At 61.6% G+C, this 21,416-nt stretch carries 19 protein-coding genes; 15 read left to right on the top strand and 4 right to left on the bottom strand.

The features are described 5' to 3' along the window. Positions 1–7 precede the first annotated feature (7 nt). Both mtgA and RCH09_RS03555 read left to right on the top strand, forming a co-directional pair. The gene (gene mtgA / locus RCH09_RS03560) at positions 8–703 is read left to right on the top strand and encodes a monofunctional biosynthetic peptidoglycan transglycosylase (RefSeq protein WP_326939668.1); all 696 of its coding nucleotides are present in this window, start codon (positions 8–10) and stop codon (positions 701–703) included. Then, positions 700–1,110: a hypothetical protein gene (locus RCH09_RS03555; protein ID WP_326939667.1), complete on the top strand. Its 411-nt coding sequence runs from the start codon at positions 700–702 to the stop codon at positions 1,108–1,110. The genes mtgA and RCH09_RS03555 overlap by 4 nt, the downstream gene beginning before the upstream one ends. Here the strand turns inward: RCH09_RS03555 and hemL are convergent. Together hemL and thiD are read right to left on the bottom strand one after the other, a co-directional pair. Next, the gene (gene hemL, locus RCH09_RS03550) at positions 1,107–2,396 is read right to left on the bottom strand and encodes a glutamate-1-semialdehyde 2,1-aminomutase (RefSeq protein WP_326939666.1); all 1,290 of its coding nucleotides are present in this window, start codon (positions 2,394–2,396) and stop codon (positions 1,107–1,109) included. The two genes, RCH09_RS03555 and hemL, sit on opposite strands and share 4 nt — an antisense overlap. 27 nt (positions 2,397–2,423) lie before the next feature. Further along, positions 2,424–3,248 (bottom strand): bifunctional hydroxymethylpyrimidine kinase/phosphomethylpyrimidine kinase, encoded by an 825-nt coding sequence (gene thiD, locus RCH09_RS03545; RefSeq protein ID WP_326939665.1) that lies wholly within the window; start codon positions 3,246–3,248, stop codon positions 2,424–2,426. Between the two features lie 123 nt (positions 3,249–3,371). On the opposite strand from thiD, the gene RCH09_RS03540 reads away from it, so the two are divergent. The 7 genes from RCH09_RS03540 to RCH09_RS03510 all read left to right on the top strand — a co-directional run bounded on the left by RCH09_RS03540 (position 3,372) and on the right by RCH09_RS03510 (position 14,193). Beyond that, complete coding sequence (locus RCH09_RS03540; RefSeq protein ID WP_326939842.1) at positions 3,372–3,524, top strand: rubredoxin; 153 nt, start codon at positions 3,372–3,374, stop codon at positions 3,522–3,524. Between the two features lie 151 nt (positions 3,525–3,675). Then, positions 3,676–4,086: a response regulator gene (locus RCH09_RS03535; protein WP_326939664.1), complete on the top strand. Its 411-nt coding sequence runs from the start codon at positions 3,676–3,678 to the stop codon at positions 4,084–4,086. Positions 4,087–4,105: 19 nt separating this feature from the next. Further along, on the top strand, positions 4,106–4,471 hold the full coding sequence (locus RCH09_RS03530; protein ID WP_326939663.1) for a response regulator transcription factor: 366 nt from the start codon (positions 4,106–4,108) through the stop codon (positions 4,469–4,471). Between the two features lie 10 nt (positions 4,472–4,481). After that, positions 4,482–5,060 carry a chemotaxis protein CheW gene (locus RCH09_RS03525; protein WP_326939662.1) on the top strand — a complete coding sequence of 193 codons (579 nt, stop codon included), beginning with the start codon at positions 4,482–4,484 and terminating at the stop codon, positions 5,058–5,060. Between the two features lie 54 nt (positions 5,061–5,114). Beyond that, complete coding sequence (locus RCH09_RS03520; protein WP_326939661.1) at positions 5,115–7,397, top strand: methyl-accepting chemotaxis protein; 2,283 nt, start codon at positions 5,115–5,117, stop codon at positions 7,395–7,397. A 103-nt stretch (positions 7,398–7,500) separates the two neighbouring features. Beyond that, positions 7,501–13,497 (top strand): Hpt domain-containing protein, encoded by a 5,997-nt coding sequence (locus tag RCH09_RS03515; RefSeq protein WP_326939660.1) that lies wholly within the window; start codon positions 7,501–7,503, stop codon positions 13,495–13,497. A 234-nt stretch (positions 13,498–13,731) separates the two neighbouring features. Continuing rightward, entirely contained in the window at positions 13,732–14,193 is a 462-nt protein-coding gene (locus RCH09_RS03510; RefSeq protein WP_326939659.1) for a cache domain-containing protein, read from the top strand. A 1-nt stretch (position 14,194) separates the two neighbouring features. Here RCH09_RS03510 and RCH09_RS03505 read toward each other — a convergent pair whose 3' ends face one another. Continuing rightward, positions 14,195–15,694, bottom strand: a complete 1,500-nt coding sequence (locus RCH09_RS03505) for a cryptochrome/photolyase family protein (protein WP_326939658.1) — start codon at positions 15,692–15,694, stop codon at positions 14,195–14,197. 156 nt (positions 15,695–15,850) lie between these two features. On the opposite strand from RCH09_RS03505, the gene RCH09_RS03500 reads away from it, so the two are divergent. The 6 genes from RCH09_RS03500 to RCH09_RS03475 are packed head-to-tail and all read left to right on the top strand — an operon-like array spanning position 15,851 to position 20,479. Further along, positions 15,851–16,516: a YqgE/AlgH family protein gene (locus RCH09_RS03500; RefSeq protein WP_326939657.1), complete on the top strand. Its 666-nt coding sequence runs from the start codon at positions 15,851–15,853 to the stop codon at positions 16,514–16,516. A 36-nt stretch (positions 16,517–16,552) separates the two neighbouring features. Next, positions 16,553–16,972, top strand: coding sequence for a Holliday junction resolvase RuvX (ruvX, locus tag RCH09_RS03495; protein WP_326939841.1), 420 nt, complete (start codon positions 16,553–16,555; stop codon positions 16,970–16,972). Then, positions 16,959–17,465: a bifunctional pyr operon transcriptional regulator/uracil phosphoribosyltransferase PyrR gene (gene pyrR / locus RCH09_RS03490; protein ID WP_442784998.1), complete on the top strand. Its 507-nt coding sequence runs from the start codon at positions 16,959–16,961 to the stop codon at positions 17,463–17,465. Before ruvX ends, pyrR begins: the two co-directional genes overlap by 14 nt. Then, positions 17,458–18,417, top strand: a complete 960-nt coding sequence (locus tag RCH09_RS03485; RefSeq protein ID WP_326939656.1) for an aspartate carbamoyltransferase catalytic subunit — start codon at positions 17,458–17,460, stop codon at positions 18,415–18,417. The genes pyrR and RCH09_RS03485 overlap by 8 nt, the downstream gene beginning before the upstream one ends. Before the next feature lie 2 nt (positions 18,418–18,419). Next, positions 18,420–19,715: a dihydroorotase gene (locus RCH09_RS03480; protein ID WP_326939655.1), complete on the top strand. Its 1,296-nt coding sequence runs from the start codon at positions 18,420–18,422 to the stop codon at positions 19,713–19,715. Positions 19,716–19,741: 26 nt separating this feature from the next. Next, positions 19,742–20,479: a lysophospholipid acyltransferase family protein gene (locus RCH09_RS03475; RefSeq protein WP_326939654.1), complete on the top strand. Its 738-nt coding sequence runs from the start codon at positions 19,742–19,744 to the stop codon at positions 20,477–20,479. Here RCH09_RS03475 and RCH09_RS03470 read toward each other — a convergent pair. After that, on the bottom strand, positions 20,464–21,282 hold the full coding sequence (locus tag RCH09_RS03470) for a symmetrical bis(5'-nucleosyl)-tetraphosphatase (RefSeq protein ID WP_326939653.1): 819 nt from the start codon (positions 21,280–21,282) through the stop codon (positions 20,464–20,466). The genes RCH09_RS03475 and RCH09_RS03470 overlap by 16 nt on opposite strands. Positions 21,283–21,416 lie beyond the last annotated feature (134 nt).

Here is a 21,416-nt window from a genome sequence, read left to right as displayed (position 1 = left end):
GACCCCGATGAAATCCCTGCGAAAATTGATCGTCCTGCTGATCGTGGCGGCAGTAGCCATCGTGCTCATCATCCAGTTGTATTTCTTCGTCCAGATCTGGTGGTGGGTCGATCACAACCCCGGCTCAACCAGCTTCATGCGCCAGCAGCAGAGCGCGCTGCAGGAAAAAAATCCGGCCGCGAAAATCCAGTTCAAGTGGGTGCCGTATGAACGCATCTCCGGCAATCTGAAGCGCGCCATCATTGCATCGGAGGATTCGCACTTCTCCGAGCATGAAGGCGTCGATTGGGAGGCCTTGCAAAAGGCGTATGAAAAAAATACCCGCAAAGGCAAGGTCGTCAGCGGCGGTTCCACCATCACGCAGCAGCTGGCGAAGAATCTGTTCCTGTCGGGCGACCGCAGCTATTTTCGCAAGGGACAGGAGTTCATCATTACCTACATGCTTGAGTTCCTTATGGACAAGGAGCGCATTTTCGAAATCTATCTGAACGTGGTCGAGTGGGGTGTCGGTGTCTTCGGCGCCGAGGCCGCGGCGCAGCATTATTACGGCGTCCCGGCGGCCGGTCTCGGCGCCAGCCAGGCGGCACGCTTGGCGGTGATGCTGCCGCGTCCGCGCTTCTACGATCTCAATCGCGGGTCGACCTACCTGCGCGCCCGCACCGGCCTGATTTTGCGGCGCATGGGTTCGGCCGAGCTACCATGATTCGGCGACGTCACCAGGCGGGATTGAGCCTGCTCGGCTGCGCGTTGCTCATGGCGTTGCTGGCGTATGGCGCGATGGCGGCCATTTTTGCGATGCGTTATCAGCGCAATCTGCTGGCCGAAAGCTGGACCCTGCTGGCCGGGCATGTGCCGGCGGCATTCAGCGTTCCGCATGCGATCCTGCAAGGTCCGCCGGCGGCCATCCGCAAATGCACCATCGCCGGTCGCACCGTGTATTCGAATACCGATTGCCGTGCTGACAACCGCAGCACGCAGGACGTCGCGCTGCCGGCCACCCAGGGTGTCGAAGCGCCGAAAGCGCCGGTCTCAGTCGAACCGGTCGACAAGCCGGTGCCGAGCGCCACCGACCGTGCCATCGACAAGGCCACCGGCGCGCTGGCGCATTAACTCAACTGCATGTCCTCGAACACCTGACGCGCTGCCGCGATGGTCGCATCGATCACCGCGTCATCATGCTGCGCCGAGACAAACCCGGCTTCGAAAGCAGCTGGCGCAAAATACACGCCGTGATCCAGCATCGCATGGAAGAAGGTATTGAAGCGGGTTCTGTCACCGGCCATCATTTCGGCAAAGTTGCCCGGCGCCCGCGCCGAAAAATACAGCCCGAACATGCCGCCAATGGCATCGGCGCAAAAGACGATGCCGTGGGCTTCGGCAGCCTTGGTCAATCCTTCTGCCAGGCGCAGGGTCTGGGCCGACAATTGCGTGTAGAAACCCGGCTCCTGGATCAGCTTGAGCGTGGCCATGCCGGCCGCCACTGCCACCGGGTTGCCCGACAGCGTGCCGGCCTGATACACCGCACCGACCGGCGACATCTGCTGCATCAGGTCCGCGCGTCCGCCGAATGCCGCCACCGGCAGGCCGCCGCCAATGACCTTGCCCAGCGCGGTCAGGTCGGGCCGGATGTCGTAGATGGACTGCGCGCCGCCGAGGGCGACCCGGAATCCGGACATGACTTCATCAAAAATCAGAATCGCGCCATGGGCGGTGCACAGCCGGCGCATGGTGCTCAGAAATTCCGGGGTGGCCTTGACCAGATTCATGTTGCCGGCGACCGGCTCGACGATCACGCAGGCGATTTCGCTGCCCATGTCGCGAAACGCGTCTTCAAGTTGCTGCGGGTTGTTGTAATCCAGTACCAGCGTGTGCTTGACGAAGTCCTGCGGCACGCCTGCCGATGTCGGGTTGCCAAACGTCAGCAGGCCGCTGCCGGCCTTGACCAGCAGCGAGTCGGCATGGCCGTGATAGCAACCTTCGAACTTGATGATCTTGTCGCGACCGGTCGCGCCACGCGCCAGGCGCAGCGCGCTCATGGTCGCTTCGGTGCCGCTGGAGACCAGTCGTACCTGTTCGATCGATGGCACCAGACGGCAGATTTCCTCGGCCATCAGGATTTCGCCCTCGGTCGGCGCGCCGAAACTCAGGCCGTTGGCGGCGGCCTGCTGGACCGCCTCGACCACGGCAGGGTGCGCGTGGCCGACGATGGCCGGGCCCCATGAGCCGATGTAATCGATATAGCGCTTGTCATCCGCGTCCCAGAAGTAGGGTCCGTTGGCGCGCTTGATGAAGCGCGGCGTGCCGCCCACGGAGCGAAAGGCGCGCACCGGCGAATTGACGCCGCCGGGGGTGGTCAGTTGGGCGCGGGCAAACAGGGTGTCGTTATGAGATGTCATGTTGCCAATCAAAAAGAGGAGTGAGGATCAGTGCTGCAGGCCGGGCTCACGGGCCCAGAAATAGCGGTCCGGCACCAGCTTGCCCATGCCGAGGCGCTGCGCGCCGTTGAGTGCGGCATTGGTGAATTCCTGTGCTTCGAAGACCGCTTCGGGCGCTTCGAGGCCATTGGCCATCAGCGCCGCAATCGCCGCCGACAGGGTCGAGCCGGCGCCGGTGAATGTGCCGGGCAAACGCGGCCATTTGTCCTGCCGCACCACACCGGCGTCGCTATACAGCGTGTTGGAGATTTCATGCATCTCGCACGGCGTGCCGGTGACCAGCAGGAATTCGCAGCCCAGCTCAATGACCCGCATCGCGTCGACATCGAGGGTGTCGTCGGCGCTGGGCTCGCGCCATGTCTCGGCCAGGCGCGCCAGCTCGACGGTCGACAGCACCATCAGCGTGCTCTGCGGGATCAGCAGTTCGCGCATCGCCATGAGCAAGTCATCGATCTCCTGGACATCGTCCGGGATCGCGCTCACGAACGGATCAAGCACCAGCACGATGTCCGGGTAATCCGAGACGATTTCGGCGATGACCGAGACGTTCTCGACGCTGCCGACGGCGCCGACCTTGAAGGCGGCGACGGCCATGTCTTCAAGAACCACCCGGGCCTGGTCGGCGACGGTATCGGCCTCGGTGATTTCGATGTCCTCGATGTGCGTCGTGTCGCCGATGACCAGGCCGGTGACGACCGACAGTCCGTGGCAGCCCATCGCAGCGAAGGTGGCCAGATCAGCCTGAATGCCGATTGCGCCGATGGGATCGGCCGCGCCGAAAGTCAGAATGAGGGGAGGAGTTTGGTTTTGCACGTCGGGTGGATTATGATGTGGGACTTCGCATTTTACTTGATTGAAGGGCAGCTAACTGTGAGTCAAAACGTCAACCCGAACGGAACATCGAACGCCGTACCCCAGGAGGAATTTCAGACGTGGATGTGTCTGATCTGCGGCTGGGTATACGACGAGCAGGCGGGCCTGCCGGAAGAAGATATTGCACCTGGCACGCGCTGGGCGGATGTGCCGATGAACTGGACCTGTCCAGAATGCGGTGCGCGCAAGGAAGACTTTGAAATGGTTGTCATTTGATGATGGCATTGTCCGCCGTCGCAGTGGCGGTGGCAAAGTCAACGGGCAGTCTGCACGGACCCCACTAGATTCTGTTAAATGTTGTTTATAAGCATCTTGCTTTTACATAGGGTTGGGCCGTATATTGTGTCAACCTCATTGAGATAGCGCCATGACAACACCCGCGGAATCGCCAGACAACGTCAGCCTGAAGATTATGGTGATCGACGACAGCAGCACCATCAGGCGGTCCGCGGAGATTTTTCTGGGACAGGCGGGCTATCAGGTCGTGCTGGCAGAAGACGGCTTCGACGCCCTGGCGAAGATGAACGACTTCAAGCCAGCGTTGATTTTTTGCGACATTTTGATGCCTCGGCTGGACGGATACCAAACCTGCGCGCTGATCAAGAAGAGCGTCAAGTTCCACGCGACGCCAGTCATTATGCTGTCATCCAAAGACGGCCTGTTTGATCGGGCGCGTGGCGCGATCGTTGGCTCCGACGCGTACCTGACAAAACCTTTTACCAAAGACAGCCTGCTGAAAACCGTGCGCGAATATACCGCGTCATCGCAACCCAAATAGTATTTTCGTAAGGTTACACATGGCTATCCAAAAGATTCTGATTGTCGATGACTCTCCTACCGAGCGCTATTTTCTGACCGACATATTGATCAAGAACGGATTTTCAGTTTCGACCGCAGAAAACGGCGAAGAAGCACTGCTGAAAATCAAGGCCGACAAGCCGCAACTGATCCTGATGGACATCGTGATGCCCGGCCAGAATGGCTTCCAGGTCACCCGTTCGATCTCGCGCGATCCCGACACCCAGGATGTACCGATCATCATCTGCACCAGCAAGGGCCAGGAAACTGACCGCATCTGGGGATTGCGCCAAGGCGCGCGTGATTACATCGTCAAGCCGGTGGATCCCCAGGAATTGCTGGCAAAAATCGCCGCACTGGGCTGAGCGTTCGCGCATGAGCCAATCCCACAATGATGTTGCTGCGCAACTGCCACTCAAGCGGGCGGATGCCGGGGCGCGCCGGTTGCGCCTGCGGGAGTTCCAGGTCCAGCTGGTTGAGCGGATGGAGGCGGCGCGTACCGGCGCCCAGGCGAAAACCAGCCAGCTCGGGGTCATGATCGGACCGGATCGCTGCCTGCTCGACCTGCAGCAAGCCGGTGAAATCGTTTCCGTGGGTTCGATTACCGCCGTGCCATTGACCCGCCCGTGGTTTCTCGGCCTGACCAATCTGCGCGGCAACCTGATCAGCGTGGTCGATCTCGCGCAGCTCCAGGGACATCCGCCGACCGTCATTGACAAGGATTGCCGCATCATCGCCTTTGGCCCGTCGCTGGCTTTCAACAGCGCGCTACTGGTCTCGCGGGTGCTTGGCTTGCGCAACGTCGCCGAGATGACCGTGCAGGAAGACCCGGCCGACAGTGTGCTGCCAGCCTGGGCGGCGCATGGCTACGTTGATCGCGATGCCAGGCCGTGGCGTGCGCTGGACCTGGCAGCCATCATTCAGGATGTTCAGTTTCTACAAGTTGGTTCGTGATGTTCGTGACACACTCATCAGGCAGCACCGCAACAGCATCCAGGAGATTTAGTAATGGCATTTAACTTACCGTTCGCGTCCAAGAGCCGCAAGGAATCGCAAGCACCAAGCCTTGAGGCAGCGGGCGCTCTGGATGGAGCCGCGACTGTCGCCGCTGATGAGGCGCCGATGACCCGGCCGATGGAGTACCGGGAATCCAATCAGAACGCGACCTTCATCGGTGACGTGCTCGACAAGAGCGGAGACATCAGCCTGCCGCTGATCGGAAAACTGCCGTTGCAGGAACAGGTTCGGATTCTGCTGCTGCTGTTGGGCGGCGCATTGCTGGCCGGCGCCAGCTTCGTGTACATCAACTCCGCCAATTCGATCCTGACGGCGACCCAGACCCAGATCGCCGGTGATGCACTGATGCACTCGCAGCGGATTGGTAAAGCGGCGCCGAATGCGATCCAGGGCAACCTGGAGGCGTTCAAGCAGCTTGATGATTCGCGCACCGAACTCAATCGCGACCTGAATGTGCTGTCCAAGGGCGGCACCTATCTTGGCCGCGACATCAAGACCCCGGATGCGCAGATGGGCACGATTCTGAAGGACACCCAGAAAGTGTGGGAGAGCTCCGACAAGGCCGCCGGCACGATTCTGAAGCTGAAAAAAGAGCTCGCCGGTTTTGGCGCAACGCTGCAGAAACTCAACGTCCTGTCGCCAGGCTTGCTGGAGTTGACCGAACAGATTTCGACCCTGAAGGCACAAGGCGGCGCGACCCCGCGCGAGATTTCCGCAGCTGGCCAGCTGGTCATGCTGACCCAGCGCCTGGGCCGTAGCGCGAACGAATTTCTGACCGCCGAAGGTGTGAATCCGGAAACGGCATTCTTGCTGGGCAAGGATACCAACACCTTCCGCGACATCACCGACGGATTCCTCAACGGCAGCGACGTGTTGCGCCTGGCCGCTACCACCGACAAGGACGGCCGCGAAAAGCTGTCCGAGCTGCAAACCCAGTTCAAGGACTACCAGGCATCGGTGTCGTCGATTCTCGGCAACCTGCAAAACTTCATCGCCGCAAAACAGTCCGAGCAGTTGATTTTTACCGAGAATGAAAACCTCAAGGAGCGCCTGACCGCGTTGCAAAAAACCTATCGCGCCGAGCAGGATTCGCTGTCGTGGACCTTTTACGCGATGTTGTTGGCAGCGTTGCTGGCACTGATGGCAGCCGTCGGCATCGCCATGGTGCTGTTGCAGGACAGCCGCAATCGTCGCAAGGAATCGGACGAACGCCGTCAGGAAGCTGAATTGCAACGCTTTGAAGCGCAGCGTCAGCAGGAAGAAGCCAAGAGCGCCAACGACCAGAATCAGGCCGCCATTTTGCGGCTGATGAATGAGTTGCAGGAAGTTGCGGATGGTGACTTGACGGTGCAGGCAACGGTGTCCGAAGACATCACCGGCGCGATTGCCGACTCGGTGAACTACACCGTGGAAGAGTTGCGCGGATTGGTTGGTCGCGTTACCAACACCGCCGAGCAGGTGACGTCGGCATCGAATCAGGCGCAGGGCATCTCGTCGGAGTTGCTGGTCGCATCGCAAAAGCAGTCGCGCGAAATTCAGGAAACCGGCCAGGCCGTGCTCGACATGGCCATGCAGATTACCGATGTCTCCAAGTCCGCCAGCGAGTCGGCCGACGTGGCACGGCAGTCGGTGAGTGCGGCGGAAGAAGGTTCCAAGGCGGTGGAAAATGCCATCAAGGGCATGCATGAAATTCGCGAGCAGATCCAGGAAACCTCCAAGCGCATCAAGCGACTGGGTGAGTCGTCGCAGGAAATTGGTGAAATCACCGAGCTGATCTCCGACATTACCGAGCAGACCAACGTGCTGGCGCTCAATGCCGCCATTCAGGCCGCTTCGGCCGGTGAGGCAGGCCGCGGATTCTCGGTGGTTGCCGAAGAGGTGCAGCGTCTGGCCGAGCGGTCAGGCGAGGCGACCAAGCAGATTGGCGCGTTGGTGCGGACCATTCAGACCGATACCCACGACGCGGTCGCCGCCATGGAAAAATCGACGCAGGGTGTGGTCGAGGGGGCGCGTCTGTCGGATGCCGCCGGCGCCGCCCTGTCGGACATTCGGCGCGTTTCGAACCGGTTGGCCGATCTGATTCAAGGTATTTCTTCCGCAACCGAACAGCAGGCAACGTCTGCCAACGGCGTGGCGCAAAATATCCAGAATATTTTGACCGTCACCGAACAAACGCAGGAAGGTACGCAGCAGACGGCTTCGTCGATTCGCGAATTGTCGCGCCTTGCCGAAGAACTGAAGAGTTCGGTATCACGTTTCCGCGTCGCGGCCTGACAAACGTCCGGTGCCGTGAGCGGTACTGGTCCTGGTACTTAACGATGCACGACGATCAGCCGGTGTTCCGGAGGGTCGTTTCCTGAATTCCCGCGAGGTAGTCATGAGTACCCCAACTTCCGTCTCTGCGCCAGGCGTGCGGGACAATTTCGATGCAGGTTCGTTGTCGTGGGTGATGAGCGAAATTCGCGAAGCACTCAAGCGTTCCAAGGCAGCTCTGTTTGACGGCATCCTGGAGGACGCCGATGCGCGCTCCACTACACTGCGTCACGCCAAGGCCTGGTTGCATCAAGCGCATGGCGCGCTGCAGATTGTCGACATCGATGGGGTTTCCATCCTCACCGAAACCACCGAGGATTTGCTGGAACGGATGGAAAGCGGGCAGATCGAGCTGACCACCGCCGCTGCCGAAACCATTGAAAGCGCCTACCAGGCGTTGATCGAATATCTGGAAGAATTGCTGACCGGCGGCGCGCACCAGCCGGTCCGTCTGTTTCCTTATTATCAGGCGCTGCTGCAGCTGCGCGGCGCCGAGCGGATTCATCCGGCCGACCTGTTCTTTCCGAATCTGGCAGTGCGTCCGAACCTGCCGGCACCGGTTGCTCAAGGTGGCGCAGCACCCGTCAATTATTTGCGCTTGCGCAAGCGCTTTGAAATGGCCTTGCTGCCGTTTCTGAAGAAATCCGATACGCCGGTGCCGCCATCGAGCGCTGCCGGCATGCTGGCCATCATTGCCGAGATCGAGCAGGCCCAGACCAACCCGCAATCGCGTGCGTTCTGGTGGGTGTTGCACGGTTTCGCCGAAGGCGTCGCACTCGGGCAGATCCCCACCGAGCTCTATGTCAAACAGTTATTTGCCCGTACCAATCTGCAAATCCGTCGTCTGAGCGAAGGCTCCGCCAGCATCGCCGAGCGATTGCTGCGCGATGCGCTGTTTTTCGTCGCCCGCATCCAGGATCCATCGGTGCTGGCACAACAGATTCGCGCCGCTTATCAGCTCGACGGCCTGGTGCCGCAGGATTACGCCAGCCGACGCTATGGTCAGGTCGATGTGGCCGCGCTGGCGCAGGCCAGGGAACGCCTGGCACAATCAAAGAACCTGTGGAACCGGATTGTCGGCGGCGATGGCAGCGCGGCAGATGCGTATGAAGCAGAAATGCAGCGCCTGATGGATGCCGGCGCCTCGCTCGGATCGGCTTCGCTGTCGAAACTGCTGCGCGAACTCAAGGGCATCGCACGCCATGCGGCGCATTCCCGACCGGGTGACAAGCTCGGTCTGGAGATGGCGACCGGCTTGCTGTTCGTCGAACATGCCCTGAACAATATCAGTCACCTGGCCGACACGTTTTCGGCGCGCGCCGATGCGCTCACCGCCCGCCTGTTGTCGATCGTGGCTGGCGAAGAGCCGCTTGAGCCGGGCGAATGGCTCGACGAAATGTCGCGCGAAGCACAACAACGGCAGACCCTGATGGTGCTGGCCGCAGAAATGCAAAACAGCTTGCGGCAGGTCGAAAAGGGCCTCGAAGAATACTTCCGCGATCCGACCCAGCGTGACGGCCTGCCGGCCATCGCGCCAATCCTGCATCAGATCAGTGGCGCCCTGGCGGTGCTGGATCAGGATGATGCAATGCGGGCCGTGCAACACACCCAGCTTGCGGTGCAGGCGTTTATCGACGCGGCGCCGGATGCCGAGCCGGACGTGTATGGCTTCCAGGACGTCGCGCAAAACATTGGTGCCCTCAGTTTCTTTATCGAGACGCTGCAATTGCACCCCGATGCCGTCAAGGGTCGCTTCAGCTTCGATGACAAGGAAGGCGTTTTCCGCGCCAACCTGATCGAAAAAAAGCTGACGCCTGAGGATGTTCCAGCGCACGAAAAGGCGGAGTTGTCGGCGCCTGATCATGTCATCGCTCAGGCCAATCTGATTGCTACGCTGGCTGATATATCGCTTGATATTCCCGAGCTGGACGGACTCACCACCGTCGAAGAAGAACTGCAGCACCACCAGCAGCAGTCCGCCAGCCTGGCCATGTCTTTGGTTGAACATCCTGACAATCCCGAGTTGCAGGAAAAATTGCGCGACGCATTGCAACAGGTTCAGCGCGACGCGACCCTGGTCGACGACACCGACGCCAGCGATCGGGCAAGATCGGCCATGGCCATGCTGTCGGAGTCGGCGCAGGGTGAAGCGCCGGATCGTTTCAGTGAACTGATTGCCGCGACCGCCGCGGCGCCGCTGCCGGCTGAGCTGGTGACCGCCACTATCGAGGCGCCGCAAACTGACGAAGCTGTTGACGCCGAATTGCTGGAGATTTTTCTTTCCGAGGCCGAGGAAGTGCTCGCCACCGTGCGCCAGACGACGCCGGAGTCGCGCAGTGATCCGCACAATACCTACCACCTGACGACGTTGCGCCGCGCCTTTCATACGCTCAAGGGCAGTGGCCGGATGGTTGGACTCAATGCCTTTGGCGAAGCTGCGTGGGGCATCGAACAGGTGCTCAACCTGCGTCTGTCCGAGGGCCAGGGCGGTTCGGCCAATTTGTATGCCTTGCTCGACAAGGCGGTCGAGGTCTTGTCGTCATGGGTCGCCGACCTGCAGCGCGACGGGCGCTCGAACCACACGGCCGGTGACCTGGTCGAGGCCGCAGACCGGGTTCGCAATGGCGAACCGTTCAGTTTTCCTGCGCTGATCGCGCTCGACGATGCGAGCGACGAGGTTGTCGAAGCCGCGCCGCTGGAGCTGGTTGCAGCGACCGTGACCGACGCCGTCGCAGACATGCCGCCGGAAGCACTGCTCGTGGCCGACGAACCGGCGTTGCCGCTGGATATGGATGCTGAACCGGAGCCGCCGACCGTGCCGGAACCGGTGGAAGAACTGGTTGCCGATATCCCGGCAAGCGAGCAGGTCGCCGAATTGCCCGATGTCGCGACGCCTGCGGACGTTGTCCAGGAGCCGCTTGAACCCCAAGCGCCGGACCTGTCCGACGTCGAGGAGATCGGCGCCGCTGCCCCATTGCCTGCCGATGCCGGGATGGCAACCGAACCGGCTGAAGCGGCCGCAGCAGTGGAGCCTGTCAGCAGCGCCGACGTCATCGATTTCCGCCGCGCCAGCGTCATGCAAACCAAGCCGGACGATAACGTCAAGCGGATTGGCGACCTCGAAATCAGCGTCCCGCTGCACAACATCTATCTGGCCGAAACCGATGAGCTGGTGCGCATCCTCGGCCAGGATTTTGCCGAATGGCGTCACGAGCCGGAGCGTCCGGTGTCGATCCAGGCGGTGCATGCGTCGCACTCGCTCGCAGGCAGCTCGGCCACGGTGGGCTTCAAGTCCCTGCAGGAAGTTGCCCATGCGCTGGAAAACATCTTGCAGATGCTGGCCCGCACCCCCGTTGCGCTGATCATCGATGATTACGACACGCTGGAACACTGCGTGGTGGTGCTCAAGTCGATGCTGCAGGAGTTCGCGCTGGGCGAGCTGCCGCTGCCGGAGCCCGGCCAGGTCAATACCCTGACGGCACTGCTGCATGATCTTGAGCGGCGCTCGTTGCACGTCGACGCCGCTGTGCCGTCGCAGCTGGCAACGACCACGTTGCCGCTCGTGGCCGTGCACATGGACGCCCCGATGCAGGCCGATGCCGACAGCGGATTTCTGCCTGACGAGACGGCCGCGCCGCTGGAATTGAGCGCGGCTTTCGCCGAGCCGGTCTTTGCGAACGCCAACGAGGCAAGCGCCGATCCGGCCCTGATCATCAAGGATGAACTGGATGCCGACCTGCTGCCGATTTTTCTGGAAGAAGGTCGCGACATGCTGCCGCAGATGGGCACCGCGTTGCGCGCCTGGCAACAGGACCTGAACAACCAGCAACCGCCGCAAGCACTGCTGCGTCTGCTGCACACCATCAAGGGTAGCGCGCGCATGGCCGGTGCGATGACGCTGGGCCAGCACATGCACGAGACCGAGACCCGGATCGAGCACATGATGCGCACCGGCGCACCGTCGGCCAGCGAACTCGACGAACTGATGATGCGGCATGATCGCGGCGTACACCTGTTCGACCTGCTGCAACATCCACCGACTGCCGCCATGGCCGCAGTTGCAGCCGGCGAGCCGGCACAGGGCGGCTTTGTCGAACAGCGCAGCGCCAATAGCGGCAAGCCGCCGGGCAACGTGCCGGAACGGCGCAGCCAGACCCGGGCCCCGGTGGCGCCGGTGTCGGTCGTGCCGCTGGTGCGGGTGCGTGCGGACATTCTGGATCGCCTCGTCAATCAGGCCGGTGAAGTATCGATTTCGCGCTCGAAACTGGAAACCGAAGTCGGCACCCTGCGCCAGTCGCTGGGCGAGCTGACCGATAACGTCTCACGTCTGCGCGACCAGTTGCGCGAGATCGAGATGCAGGCCGAAACGCAAATCACGTCGCGCATGGCGCATTCGCCCGACCGCGAATTCGATCCGCTCGAATTCGATCGCTTCACACGCCTGCAGGAAATTACCCGGATGATGGCCGAGAGCGTCAGCGACGTCGCCTCGGTGCAGCAGAATCTGGCCCGCACCGTCGACAGCGCCACCCTTGACCTGACCACCCAGGCACGCCTGACGCGCGATCTGCAACAGGATCTGATGCGGGTGCGCATGGTGCAATTCGCCAGCATTTCCGAGCGCCTGTACCGGGTCACCCGGCAGGCGTCCAAAGAAGTCGACAAGCGCGTGAATCTGGATATTCGCGGCAGTGCGGTGGAAATCGATCGCGGCGTGCTTGAGAAAATGGCCGGCCCGTTCGAACATCTGCTGCGCAATGCCATTGTCCATGGCATCGAGAGTCGCGAAGCGCGACGCGCGGCTGGCAAGAGCGAGATCGGTGAACTGCGCGTCGAGATCCGCCAGGATGGTAATGAAGTCGTGATCCAGTTCTCCGATGACGGCAGCGGCATCGACCTGAGCCGAATCCGCAGCAAGGCCGAATCGACCGGGCTGCTGACCCACGACAGCGACATCACCGATGCCGAATTGACCGACATGATTTTCAATGCCGGCTTCTCGACCGCGCAGGAGGTCACCGAACTGGCCGGCCGCGGGATTGGCATGGACGTGGTGCGCTCCGAGGCGACCGGGCTGGGCGGACGGATTTCGATCACGTCGGAAACGGGCAAGGGCGCCCAGTTCACGATTCATTTGCCGTTGACGCTGGCCGTCACGCAAGTCGTCATCCTGCGCACCGGCGACAAGACCTATGCCGTGCCTTCCGTGCTGGTGGAGCAGGTGCAGCAGCTCAAGGCCAATCCGCTCACGGCGGCTTACAACGACGGCGGTGTGCAGTGGCAGGGCAGTCTGGTGCCGCTGTTCTACCTCCCCGCGCTGCTGGGTGATCGTGACACCGCGCCGCTGGCACAACAGTATTCGCCGCTGATCATTCTCAAGAGCGGCAATGACCGCGTCGCCATTCATGTCGACGAGGTGCAGGGCAATCGCGAGGTGGTGGTGAAGAACATCGGGCCGCAGCTGGCCCGGATGATCGGCATTGCCGGCGCCACCGTGCTGGGTTCGGGTGAAATTGTCCTGATTCTCAATCCGGTGCCGCTGGCGCAGCGCGCCATTCTGGAGCTGGCACGTGCACCTGGCCGCAGCGAAGACGGCGCCGAGCGCCTTGGCGCCATTGCCGAACTCGACAACGCCGCGCCACAGTCACCGCACACCGAGTCGGTGCAGGGATTGCGCACCCAGAGCATCATCATGGTGGTCGATGATTCGTTGACGGTGCGCCGGGTAACGCAGCGCCTGCTGGTGCGCGAGGGCTATCAGGTGGTGCTGGCCAAGGACGGCGTGGATGCGCTTGAACAGCTGCAGGCGATCACGCCGGACGTGATGCTGGTCGATATCGAAATGCCACGCATGGATGGCTTCGACTTGACGCGCAACGTGCGGGGTGACGAACGCACGCGCCACGTGCCGATCATCATGATCACCTCACGCACGGCTGAAAAGCATCGCAATTATGCGCGCGAGCTTGGCGTCAACGAGTACCTCGGCAAGCCGTATCAGGATCATCACCTGCTGCAGTCGATCGCGGGCTTTCTGAAAGCCAGTACCCCCGCCGAATGACAACCAACGTGGGACCATCGTCGCGGCGCTACCCATGTGCCGTGACGATGTTGTCACCATGGTGTTCTCCCTCCTCAGCCAAGACCATCCCCTGTTGTAAATTCCCCTTGCGAAGCCGGTTACGCGCGCGTGGAAATTGACTGCTGGCCACATCCGGTGGACGATGGATCACGCGTCCCTCAGCGCCATGGCGCGCTGATCGCATCGCAAACTTTTCAACGAAAGGATCTGTCCATGCGCAGCACTTCAAAATTATTCCTGACCCTGATCGCACCAATCATGTTCATGGCCGGCGCCCACGCCGCCGAGCAAGGCACCGCCGAGGAGGCCTCGGCACTGGTCAAGAAAGGCATCGCCTTCATGAAGACCAACGGCAAGGAAAAACTCATCGCCGAAGTACTCAACACCAAGGGTCAATTCGTCGATCGTGATTTATACCTGAGCGTCTGGACGCTCAAGGCCACCGTGCTGGCGCATGGCGCCAATCCGAAACTGGTGGGAAAGGACATCCTTGAACTCAAGGACGCCAACGACAAGTACTTCATGAAGGAAATCGTCGACAAGGCAGCCACTGCCGGCAGTGGCTGGGTCGACTACAAATGGGTCAATCCGATTTCGAAAGAGATCCAGGCCAAGTCCGCCTATTTCGAAAAGTCCGGCGACGTGATCGTGTCGGCCGGCTATTACAAGAAATAGCTTACGCAGCAGCGTCCGTGGCGACCTTCTTGACCACCGCGTAGCGCTGCAGCGTGCGTTTGCGCGCGACATCGTGCTGCACGATCGGTGCCGGATAGTCCTGCCCCAGGACGATGCCGGCATGCGCCAGTTCCATCGGCGACAGCAGCCACGGCGCATGGATCTGCTTGTCGCCAAGCCGCGCCAGCTGCGGCAGATAGCGCCGAATGAACTGGCCGCGCTCATCAAATTTTTCGGATTGCGTGATCGGGTTGAAGATCCTGAAATACGGTTGTGCATCGCAGCCCGATGACGAGGCCCACTGCCAGCCGCCGTTGTTGGCAGCGAGGTCGAAGTCGATCAGTTTCTCGGCGAAGTAGGCTTCGCCACGGCGCCAGTCGATCCCCAGATCCTTGATCAGAAAACAGGCCGTCACCATACGCAGCCGGTTGTGCATGTAACCGCTGCGATTGAGTTGCGCCATCGCTGCATCGACCAGCGGGTAGCCGGTCCGGCCCTCGCACCATGCGGCGAAATCGGCGTCGGCCCGGACGCCGGTCTCCCAGGCAATGGCATCGTAGTCAGGCTTGAACGCACCGGCGACGACATGTGGATGGTGGTGCAGGATCATGAAATAAAAGTCGCGCCAGATCAGTTCGCCCAGCCACGTCTGTGCGCCTGCCGCGTCAGCCGCAAGGCGTGCCGCTTCGCAGGCGCGACGCGCCAGATAGCGCACTGAAATCGTGCCGAAGCGCAAATGCACCGATAAATACGACGGACCCTTGACCGCCGGAAAATCGCGCGCGTCGCGATACCGGTCGATGCGTTCGAAGAAATTCTCCGCCAGCGCATGGCCGCCCGACATGCCTGTCGGGATCTTCAATTCGGCGAAGTTGGACGGTTCAAAACCGAGCTCGTCAAGCGTCGGCATGACAGCCGCGGCGGCGCTGCAGGCAAGTCGTGCGGCATAAGGCTCGATGGCATACGATTTCAGATAAAAATCGGAGCTTTCGAATTGCAGCTGCTTGAGCCAGGCATTCTTGTAGGGCGTAAAGACTGAAAATGGCTTGCCGGCCAGCGACAGGACTTCATTTTTCTCGAAGATCACCTGATCCTTGAAGCATTGCATGTCGATGTCATGCGCACGCAGCGCGTGCGCAACGGCCGCGTCGCGGGCAATGGCTTGCGGCTCGTAATCCTGGTTGATAAAGACCGCATCGACCTGTAGTTCACGCGCCAGCCGCGGCACTTCATCCGCTGCCGATGCATGGCGGACGATCAGGGCGCCGCCGCGCGCTTGCAGTTCGGCATGCAGTTCCATCAGGCACGCATGCAGAAACTCCACCCGTCGATCCTGGCGTGGCAGGCGGTCGAGAATTTCCTTGTCGAACACAAACACGCAAAAGACTGCACGGCTCTGTTTCAAGGCGTGGTGCAATGCTGCATGGTCGAACAGTCGCAAATCGCGCCGAAACCAGACCAGCGCGCGTTCAAAGGTAAAGGTTGCAGCAGGAGAAGTCATTCTGTTCCAGGAATTGTTTGGCAGGTACGGTTACGGCGTGGTCACCGCAGCAACCCGGACGGTACCATTTTCTGACTCTGGTTGCGTGCGCGTCGTATCCCGCTTCAGCGCGGATTTGCTGCCAGCGAAGCGGCGCAATGCTGCTAAAATGTGGGCATGGCGAAGCACACCAAGACACCCAAGCCGGTCGCCGGCATTGATCCGAAACAGGATCCATCGGCGCTTGCCGATGCCGACGCGGAACACGCGCCGGACGGGCTCAATCTGGCCGATCATTTTTTGATCGCCATGCCATCGATGACCGATCCGGTGTTCGGCGGCACGGTGATTTATCTGTGTGAGCACAACGCCCGCGGTGCACTGGGCCTGATCATCAACAAACCGACCGACATGACGATGCAGGTGTTGTTCGAGCGTGTTGATCTGAAGCTCGAAATCAACCCGCAACATCCGACCCTGCCCGACAATCCGGTGATGTTCGGTGGTCCGGTGCAACTCGAACGCGGCTTCGTGCTGCATTCGCCGATGGGCGGATTTTCGTCGATGCTCAAAGTGACCGACGAGATTGCCCTGACCACCTCCAAGGACGTGCTCGAAGCGGTCGCCGCCGGCGCCGGACCGCAGCACTTGCTGGTCACGCTGGGCTGTTCCGGCTGGAGCGCTGGCCAGCTGGAAGACGAAATCATCCGCAATGGCTGGCTCACGGTGCACGCCGATCCGTCCATCATTTTCGATCTGCCTGTCGAGCAACGCTTTCGTGCTGCGATCCGGTTGCTCGGGATTGATCCGAACATGCTGGCAGCCGAGGCCGGGCATGCCTGATCCGCAGTGGTGAGGCAAGCAACTCCGGAGCCCGCACTGGAAACCATCCTGGCGTTTGATTTCGGTTTGAAGCGCATCGGCGTGGCTGTCGGCAATACGCTGATCCGGCAGGCCCAGCCGCTCTCGATCATCGACGCCCCGACCAACGACGGCAAATTCGCCGCGATTGCCGCGCTGGTTGCGGCCTGGCAGCCGGGGCGCTGCGTGGTTGGAATACCGCTGCATCCCGATGGTGCGGAACACGAGATGACGGTACGCTGCCGGCGTTTCGCCAATCAATTGCAGGGGCGCTACGACGTGCCGACCGTGCTGGTCGACGAGCGTTACAGCTCGGCGGTACTAAGCCAGCAGCGCGGAGAACGCATCGACGACCGTGCCGCGGCACTGATTTTGCAACAATACTTTGACGATCTGGACTTTACTGACCTTGATGGCGACCTTGATGCCCATACTTGAACTCGACGCCGAGGCGCTGTACGCCGACCTCGCGCAACATATCACCACCGCACTCGGGCACACCGAGCAACTGGCGCTGGTCGGCATCTACTCGGGCGGCGCCTGGCTGGCCGAACGGCTTGCCAAGGCAATGCAACTGGAAGACCGGCTGGGTTTCATCGACGTGTCGTTTTATCGCGATGACTACGCCGAAAAAGGCCTGCATGCCGAAGTCAAGCCGACCCGGCTGCCATTTGATGTCGAAGGCGCGACCATCCTGCTGGTCGACGATGTGCTCTACACCGGCCGCACCACGCGGGCCGCGATCAACGAATTGTTCGACTATGGCCGCCCGGCACGCATCATGCTGGCTGCGCTGGTCGATCGCGGCGGTCGCGAGTTGCCGGTGGCGCCGGATTTTGTCGCCGCAACCATCGCCGTGGACCCGGCCCGTTCGCTGACCCTCGAGCAAGCCGCCGATGGTCGACTGTCCTTCACGGTGACCCATGCATAATCCCCAACTCAACAAGAACGGCGAGCTGCAGCATCTGCTGACCATCGAAGGGCTGCCGAAAGCCATCGTCAACCATATTCTCGACACCGCCCAATCGTTTGTCGGCATCAGCGACCGCGAAGTCAAGAAGGTACCGCTCATGCGCGGCAAGAGCGTCTTCAACCTGTTCTTTGAAAACTCGACGCGCACCCGCACCACCTTCGAGATCGCCTCGAAACGGCTGTCGGCCGATGTCATCAATCTCAATATCCAGGCGTCCAGCACCACCAAGGGCGAATCACTGCTCGATACGATCGACAATCTGGCGGCGATGCATGCCGACATGTTCGTCGTGCGCCACGCCCAGTCCGGCGCGCCGTACCTGATTGCCAAACATCTGGTCGATACCCGTCAGTCGCATGTGCATGTGGTCAATGCCGGCGATGGCCGCCATGCGCATCCGACGCAAGGCTTGCTCGACATGTACACGATTCGTCACTTCAAGAAGGATTTCACCAACCTGACCGTGGCGATCGTCGGCGATATCCTGCACAGCCGCGTGGCGCGCTCCGACATCCATGCGCTGACGACGCTGGGCGTGCCGGAAATTCGCGCGATTGCGCCACGCACGCTGCTGCCGACCGGGCTGGAGCAAATGGGGGTGCGCGTCTTTACCGACATCAACGCGGGGCTGAAAGACGTCGATGTCATCATCATGCTGCGGCTGCAGAACGAGCGCATGAGCGGCGCGCTGCTGCCATCGGCACAGGAGTTTTTCAAGAGCTACGGGCTGACGCCGGAACGCCTGGCGCTGGCCAAGCCGGATGCGATCGTGATGCATCCGGGGCCGATGAACCGGGGCGTCGAAATTGATTCGGCCGTGGCCGATGGCGCGCAGGCGGTGATCTTGCCGCAGGTGACCTTCGGGATTGCGGTACGTATGGCAGTGATGAGCATTCTGGCGGGAAAATAATAATGAAACTGCATATCCAGCATGGCCATCTGATCGATCCGGCCAACGGCGTTGACGCGCCCCACGATATCTATATCGACGCCGGCATCGTGGTCGGTGTCGGCGAACCACCGCGCGGCTTTGTCGCGGACCGGACGATCGATGCCAGCGGGCTGGTGGTCGCCCCCGGACTGGTCGACCTGAGCGCGCGCCTGCGCGAGCCCGGCTACGAATACAAGGCCACGCTCGAATCGGAGTTGCAGGCCGCGCTGCAGGGTGGCGTGACCAGCCTGGTGTGCCCGCCCGACACCGATCCGGTGCTGGACGAGCCCGGTCTGGTGGAGATGCTCAAGCACCGTGCGCGCAACCTCAACCAGACCCACGTCTACCCGCTGGGCGCACTGACGATGGGCCTGAAAGGCGAGGCCTTGACCGAGATGGCCGAGCTCACCGAGGCCGGCTGCATCGGCTTCTCGCAAGCCGATATCCCGGTGCTCGACACCAATGTGCTGCTGCGCGCCTTGCAGTATGCCCAGACCTTCGGCTACACGGTCTGGCTGCGGCCGCAGGACCCGCATCTGGGCCTGGGCGGGATTGCCCACAGTGGTCCGATTGCGTCGCGACTGGGACTGTCCGGTGTGCCGGTGATGGCCGAGACCATTGCGCTGCAAACCATTTTTGAACTGGTCCGCTCGACCGGTGCGCGCGTGCACCTGTGCCGTCTGTCGTCGGCGGCCGGAGTGGCGCTGGTGCGGGCCGCAAAGAAAGAGGGACTGCCGCTGTCCTGCGATGTCGGCGCCCACCACATCCATTTGACCGATCACGATATCGGCTTCTTTGATTCCAATGCCCGCCTGTCACCGCCATTGCGTTCCCAGCGCGACCGCGATGCGTTGCGCGCCGGACTGCTCGACGGCACCATCGACGCAATCTGCTCCGACCACACGCCGGTCGACGACGATGAAAAACTGCTGCCGTTCGGCGAAGCCTCGCCGGGCGCCACCGGACTCGAATTGCTGCTGTCGCTGGCGCTGAAATGGGCCGACGAAGTGGCGGACGCCAAGGCCGGTCCGATGTCGTGTGCGCTGGCCAAGGTGACCTGCGACGCCGCCCGCGTGATCGGCTTGCCGGCCGGGCAGCTCGGCATCGGCAGTGCTGCGGACCTGTGCCTGTTCGATCCCGGCGCACGCTGGACGGTCGAGGCCAGCGCCCTGGCCAGCCAGGGCAAGCACACCCCGTTTCTCGGTTACGAGCTGCGCGCGCGCGTGATGGCCACGATTGTCGGCGGACGCGTGGCATGGCAACGGATGGTTGCCTAGTTGCGCGCGACCGTGGGAGTGCCGGCATGATCGCCGTCGGCTTGCTACGCATCGGCATGCATCTGGTGGTGGGCTTGTGGACCTGTGCGTTCGTGTTCCCGCTGACTGACGCGGCAGGACGTGCATGGCGCGTGCGCGACTGGTCGCGCAAGTTGCTGGGAATCTGCGGCATTTCGGTCAGCATTCAACAGGCTGGCAGTGGCGCGCTGGCAGCGCGTGCGCTGATCGTCTCGAACCACGTTTCGTGGCTGGATATCTTTGTCATCAATGCCATGCAGCCGTGCCGCTTTGTCGCCAAGGCCGACATCCGCAGCTGGCCATTGCTGGGCTGGTTGACCGCGCAGGCGGGCACGATTTTCATCGCGCGTGGCAAGGTGCGCGATGTGCGCAGGATTTTCGAGAACCTGGTGATCAGCATCCGCGACGGCGAACAGGTGGCGTTCTTCCCGGAAGGCACCACCGCCGCGCAGGGAACGCTGCTGCCATTCCATGCCAACCTGTTTGAAGCGGCGATCGACGCCGGGGTGCCGATTCAGCCGCTGGCACTGCGCTATCTGGCACCCGACGGCACGCTGGCGCCACAAGCCGATTTCATCGGCGACACCACGTTTGTCGAAAGCATGATCACGATCCTGAAAGCCGGCAAACTGCACGCCGAATTGATCGTGCTGCCGGTCATTGCGACCGAGGGCGCACACCGTCGCGATCTCGCGGTCGCCACCCGCAGCGCGATCGGCAATGGACTCGGTTACCCGGGCTGCTGATACTGCGGGCAATCGACCTGAAACAGTGCGTGATCGGACAGCCGCACGGCGCTGAGCTTGCCGCCCCAGACGCAACCACTGTCGAGTCCGATCAGATTTTCGCGACGGATCAAGCCGAGCGCCGACCAATGACCAAAGACCACGGTCACATCGGCGCTCTGGCGTTGCGGCAAATCGAACCACGGCAAATAGCCCTCGACGTCGATGCCGGCACTCTCCTTCATGTTGAATTCCATGCGGCCGTCCGGGGTGCAATAACGCATGCGCGTGAGCGCGTTGACGATGCAGCGCAGGCGTCCGTTGCCTTCGAGCGTGTCGTCCCAGAGTCCCGGCGTGTTGCCGTACATGTTGCGCAAAAAATCCAGCGCACCGGGCGAGCGCAATACCGTCTCGACTTCGCCGGCCAGCGCCAGCGTTTGCGCCGCGCTCCATTGCGGCAGCACGCCCGCATGCACAATCAGATGGCCATCGATCAGCCGCGCCAACGGCCGATGGCGCAACCAGTCCAGCAAGTCATCGCCATCGGGCGCTTTCAGGATCTCGTCGATGGTGTCGGAGCGCCCGGCCTTGCGCACGCCGTTGGCGACGGCCAGCAGGTGCAAATCGTGGTTGCCGAGCACGCAGTCGGCACGATTGCCGAGCTGCCTGATCAAACGCAGCGTATCGAGCGAACGCGGGCCACGGTTAACCAGATCGCCGACAAAAAACCAGCGGGCGTCGGGATCAAGTGCGTCAATTTTGTGCATCAGCGCCTGCAACTGCGATGCACAACCTTGCAAATCGCCAACAATGTAAAGGCTCATGGCGCGCCGGCCGGCAGCGTTTTCCCACTGTGCAGCCAGTGCTGGCGGGGGATTGGTGTTGAAATCATCAGATAATTATGGTGCAGGGCATCATTGCCCGTAAAATTGAGGGTGCAGGCATTTTCACATGATTC

Origin of the sequence: Actimicrobium sp. GrIS 1.19, assembly GCF_035984655.1 — a bacterium.
Classification (GTDB): Bacteria; Pseudomonadota; Gammaproteobacteria; order Burkholderiales; family Burkholderiaceae_D; genus Actimicrobium.
The sequence above is the reverse complement of the archived record's forward strand: the minus strand, read 5'-3'. Positions and strand labels throughout refer to the sequence as shown.

Coding starts and splice junctions, on each gene's coding strand:
- hemL (WP_326939666.1), bottom strand. CDS start 2,396: ATGACATCTCATAACGACACCCTGTTTGCCCGCGCCCAACTGACCACC.
- mtgA (WP_326939668.1), top strand. CDS start 8: ATGAAATCCCTGCGAAAATTGATCGTCCTGCTGATCGTGGCGGCAGTA.
- RCH09_RS03480 (WP_326939655.1), top strand. CDS start 18,420: ATGAAACTGCATATCCAGCATGGCCATCTGATCGATCCGGCCAACGGC.
- RCH09_RS03500 (WP_326939657.1), top strand. CDS start 15,851: ATGGCGAAGCACACCAAGACACCCAAGCCGGTCGCCGGCATTGATCCG.
- RCH09_RS03505 (WP_326939658.1), bottom strand. CDS start 15,694: ATGACTTCTCCTGCTGCAACCTTTACCTTTGAACGCGCGCTGGTCTGG.
- RCH09_RS03535 (WP_326939664.1), top strand. CDS start 3,676: ATGACAACACCCGCGGAATCGCCAGACAACGTCAGCCTGAAGATTATG.
- RCH09_RS03525 (WP_326939662.1), top strand. CDS start 4,482: ATGAGCCAATCCCACAATGATGTTGCTGCGCAACTGCCACTCAAGCGG.
- RCH09_RS03555 (WP_326939667.1), top strand. CDS start 700: ATGATTCGGCGACGTCACCAGGCGGGATTGAGCCTGCTCGGCTGCGCG.
- RCH09_RS03540 (WP_326939842.1), top strand. CDS start 3,372: ATGTGTCTGATCTGCGGCTGGGTATACGACGAGCAGGCGGGCCTGCCG.
- RCH09_RS03520 (WP_326939661.1), top strand. CDS start 5,115: ATGGCATTTAACTTACCGTTCGCGTCCAAGAGCCGCAAGGAATCGCAA.
- pyrR (WP_442784998.1), top strand. CDS start 16,959: ATGCCCATACTTGAACTCGACGCCGAGGCGCTGTACGCCGACCTCGCG.
- RCH09_RS03485 (WP_326939656.1), top strand. CDS start 17,458: ATGCATAATCCCCAACTCAACAAGAACGGCGAGCTGCAGCATCTGCTG.
- RCH09_RS03510 (WP_326939659.1), top strand. CDS start 13,732: ATGCGCAGCACTTCAAAATTATTCCTGACCCTGATCGCACCAATCATG.
- RCH09_RS03475 (WP_326939654.1), top strand. CDS start 19,742: ATGATCGCCGTCGGCTTGCTACGCATCGGCATGCATCTGGTGGTGGGC.
- RCH09_RS03470 (WP_326939653.1), bottom strand. CDS start 21,282: ATGAGCCTTTACATTGTTGGCGATTTGCAAGGTTGTGCATCGCAGTTG.
- RCH09_RS03530 (WP_326939663.1), top strand. CDS start 4,106: ATGGCTATCCAAAAGATTCTGATTGTCGATGACTCTCCTACCGAGCGC.
- RCH09_RS03515 (WP_326939660.1), top strand. CDS start 7,501: ATGAGTACCCCAACTTCCGTCTCTGCGCCAGGCGTGCGGGACAATTTC.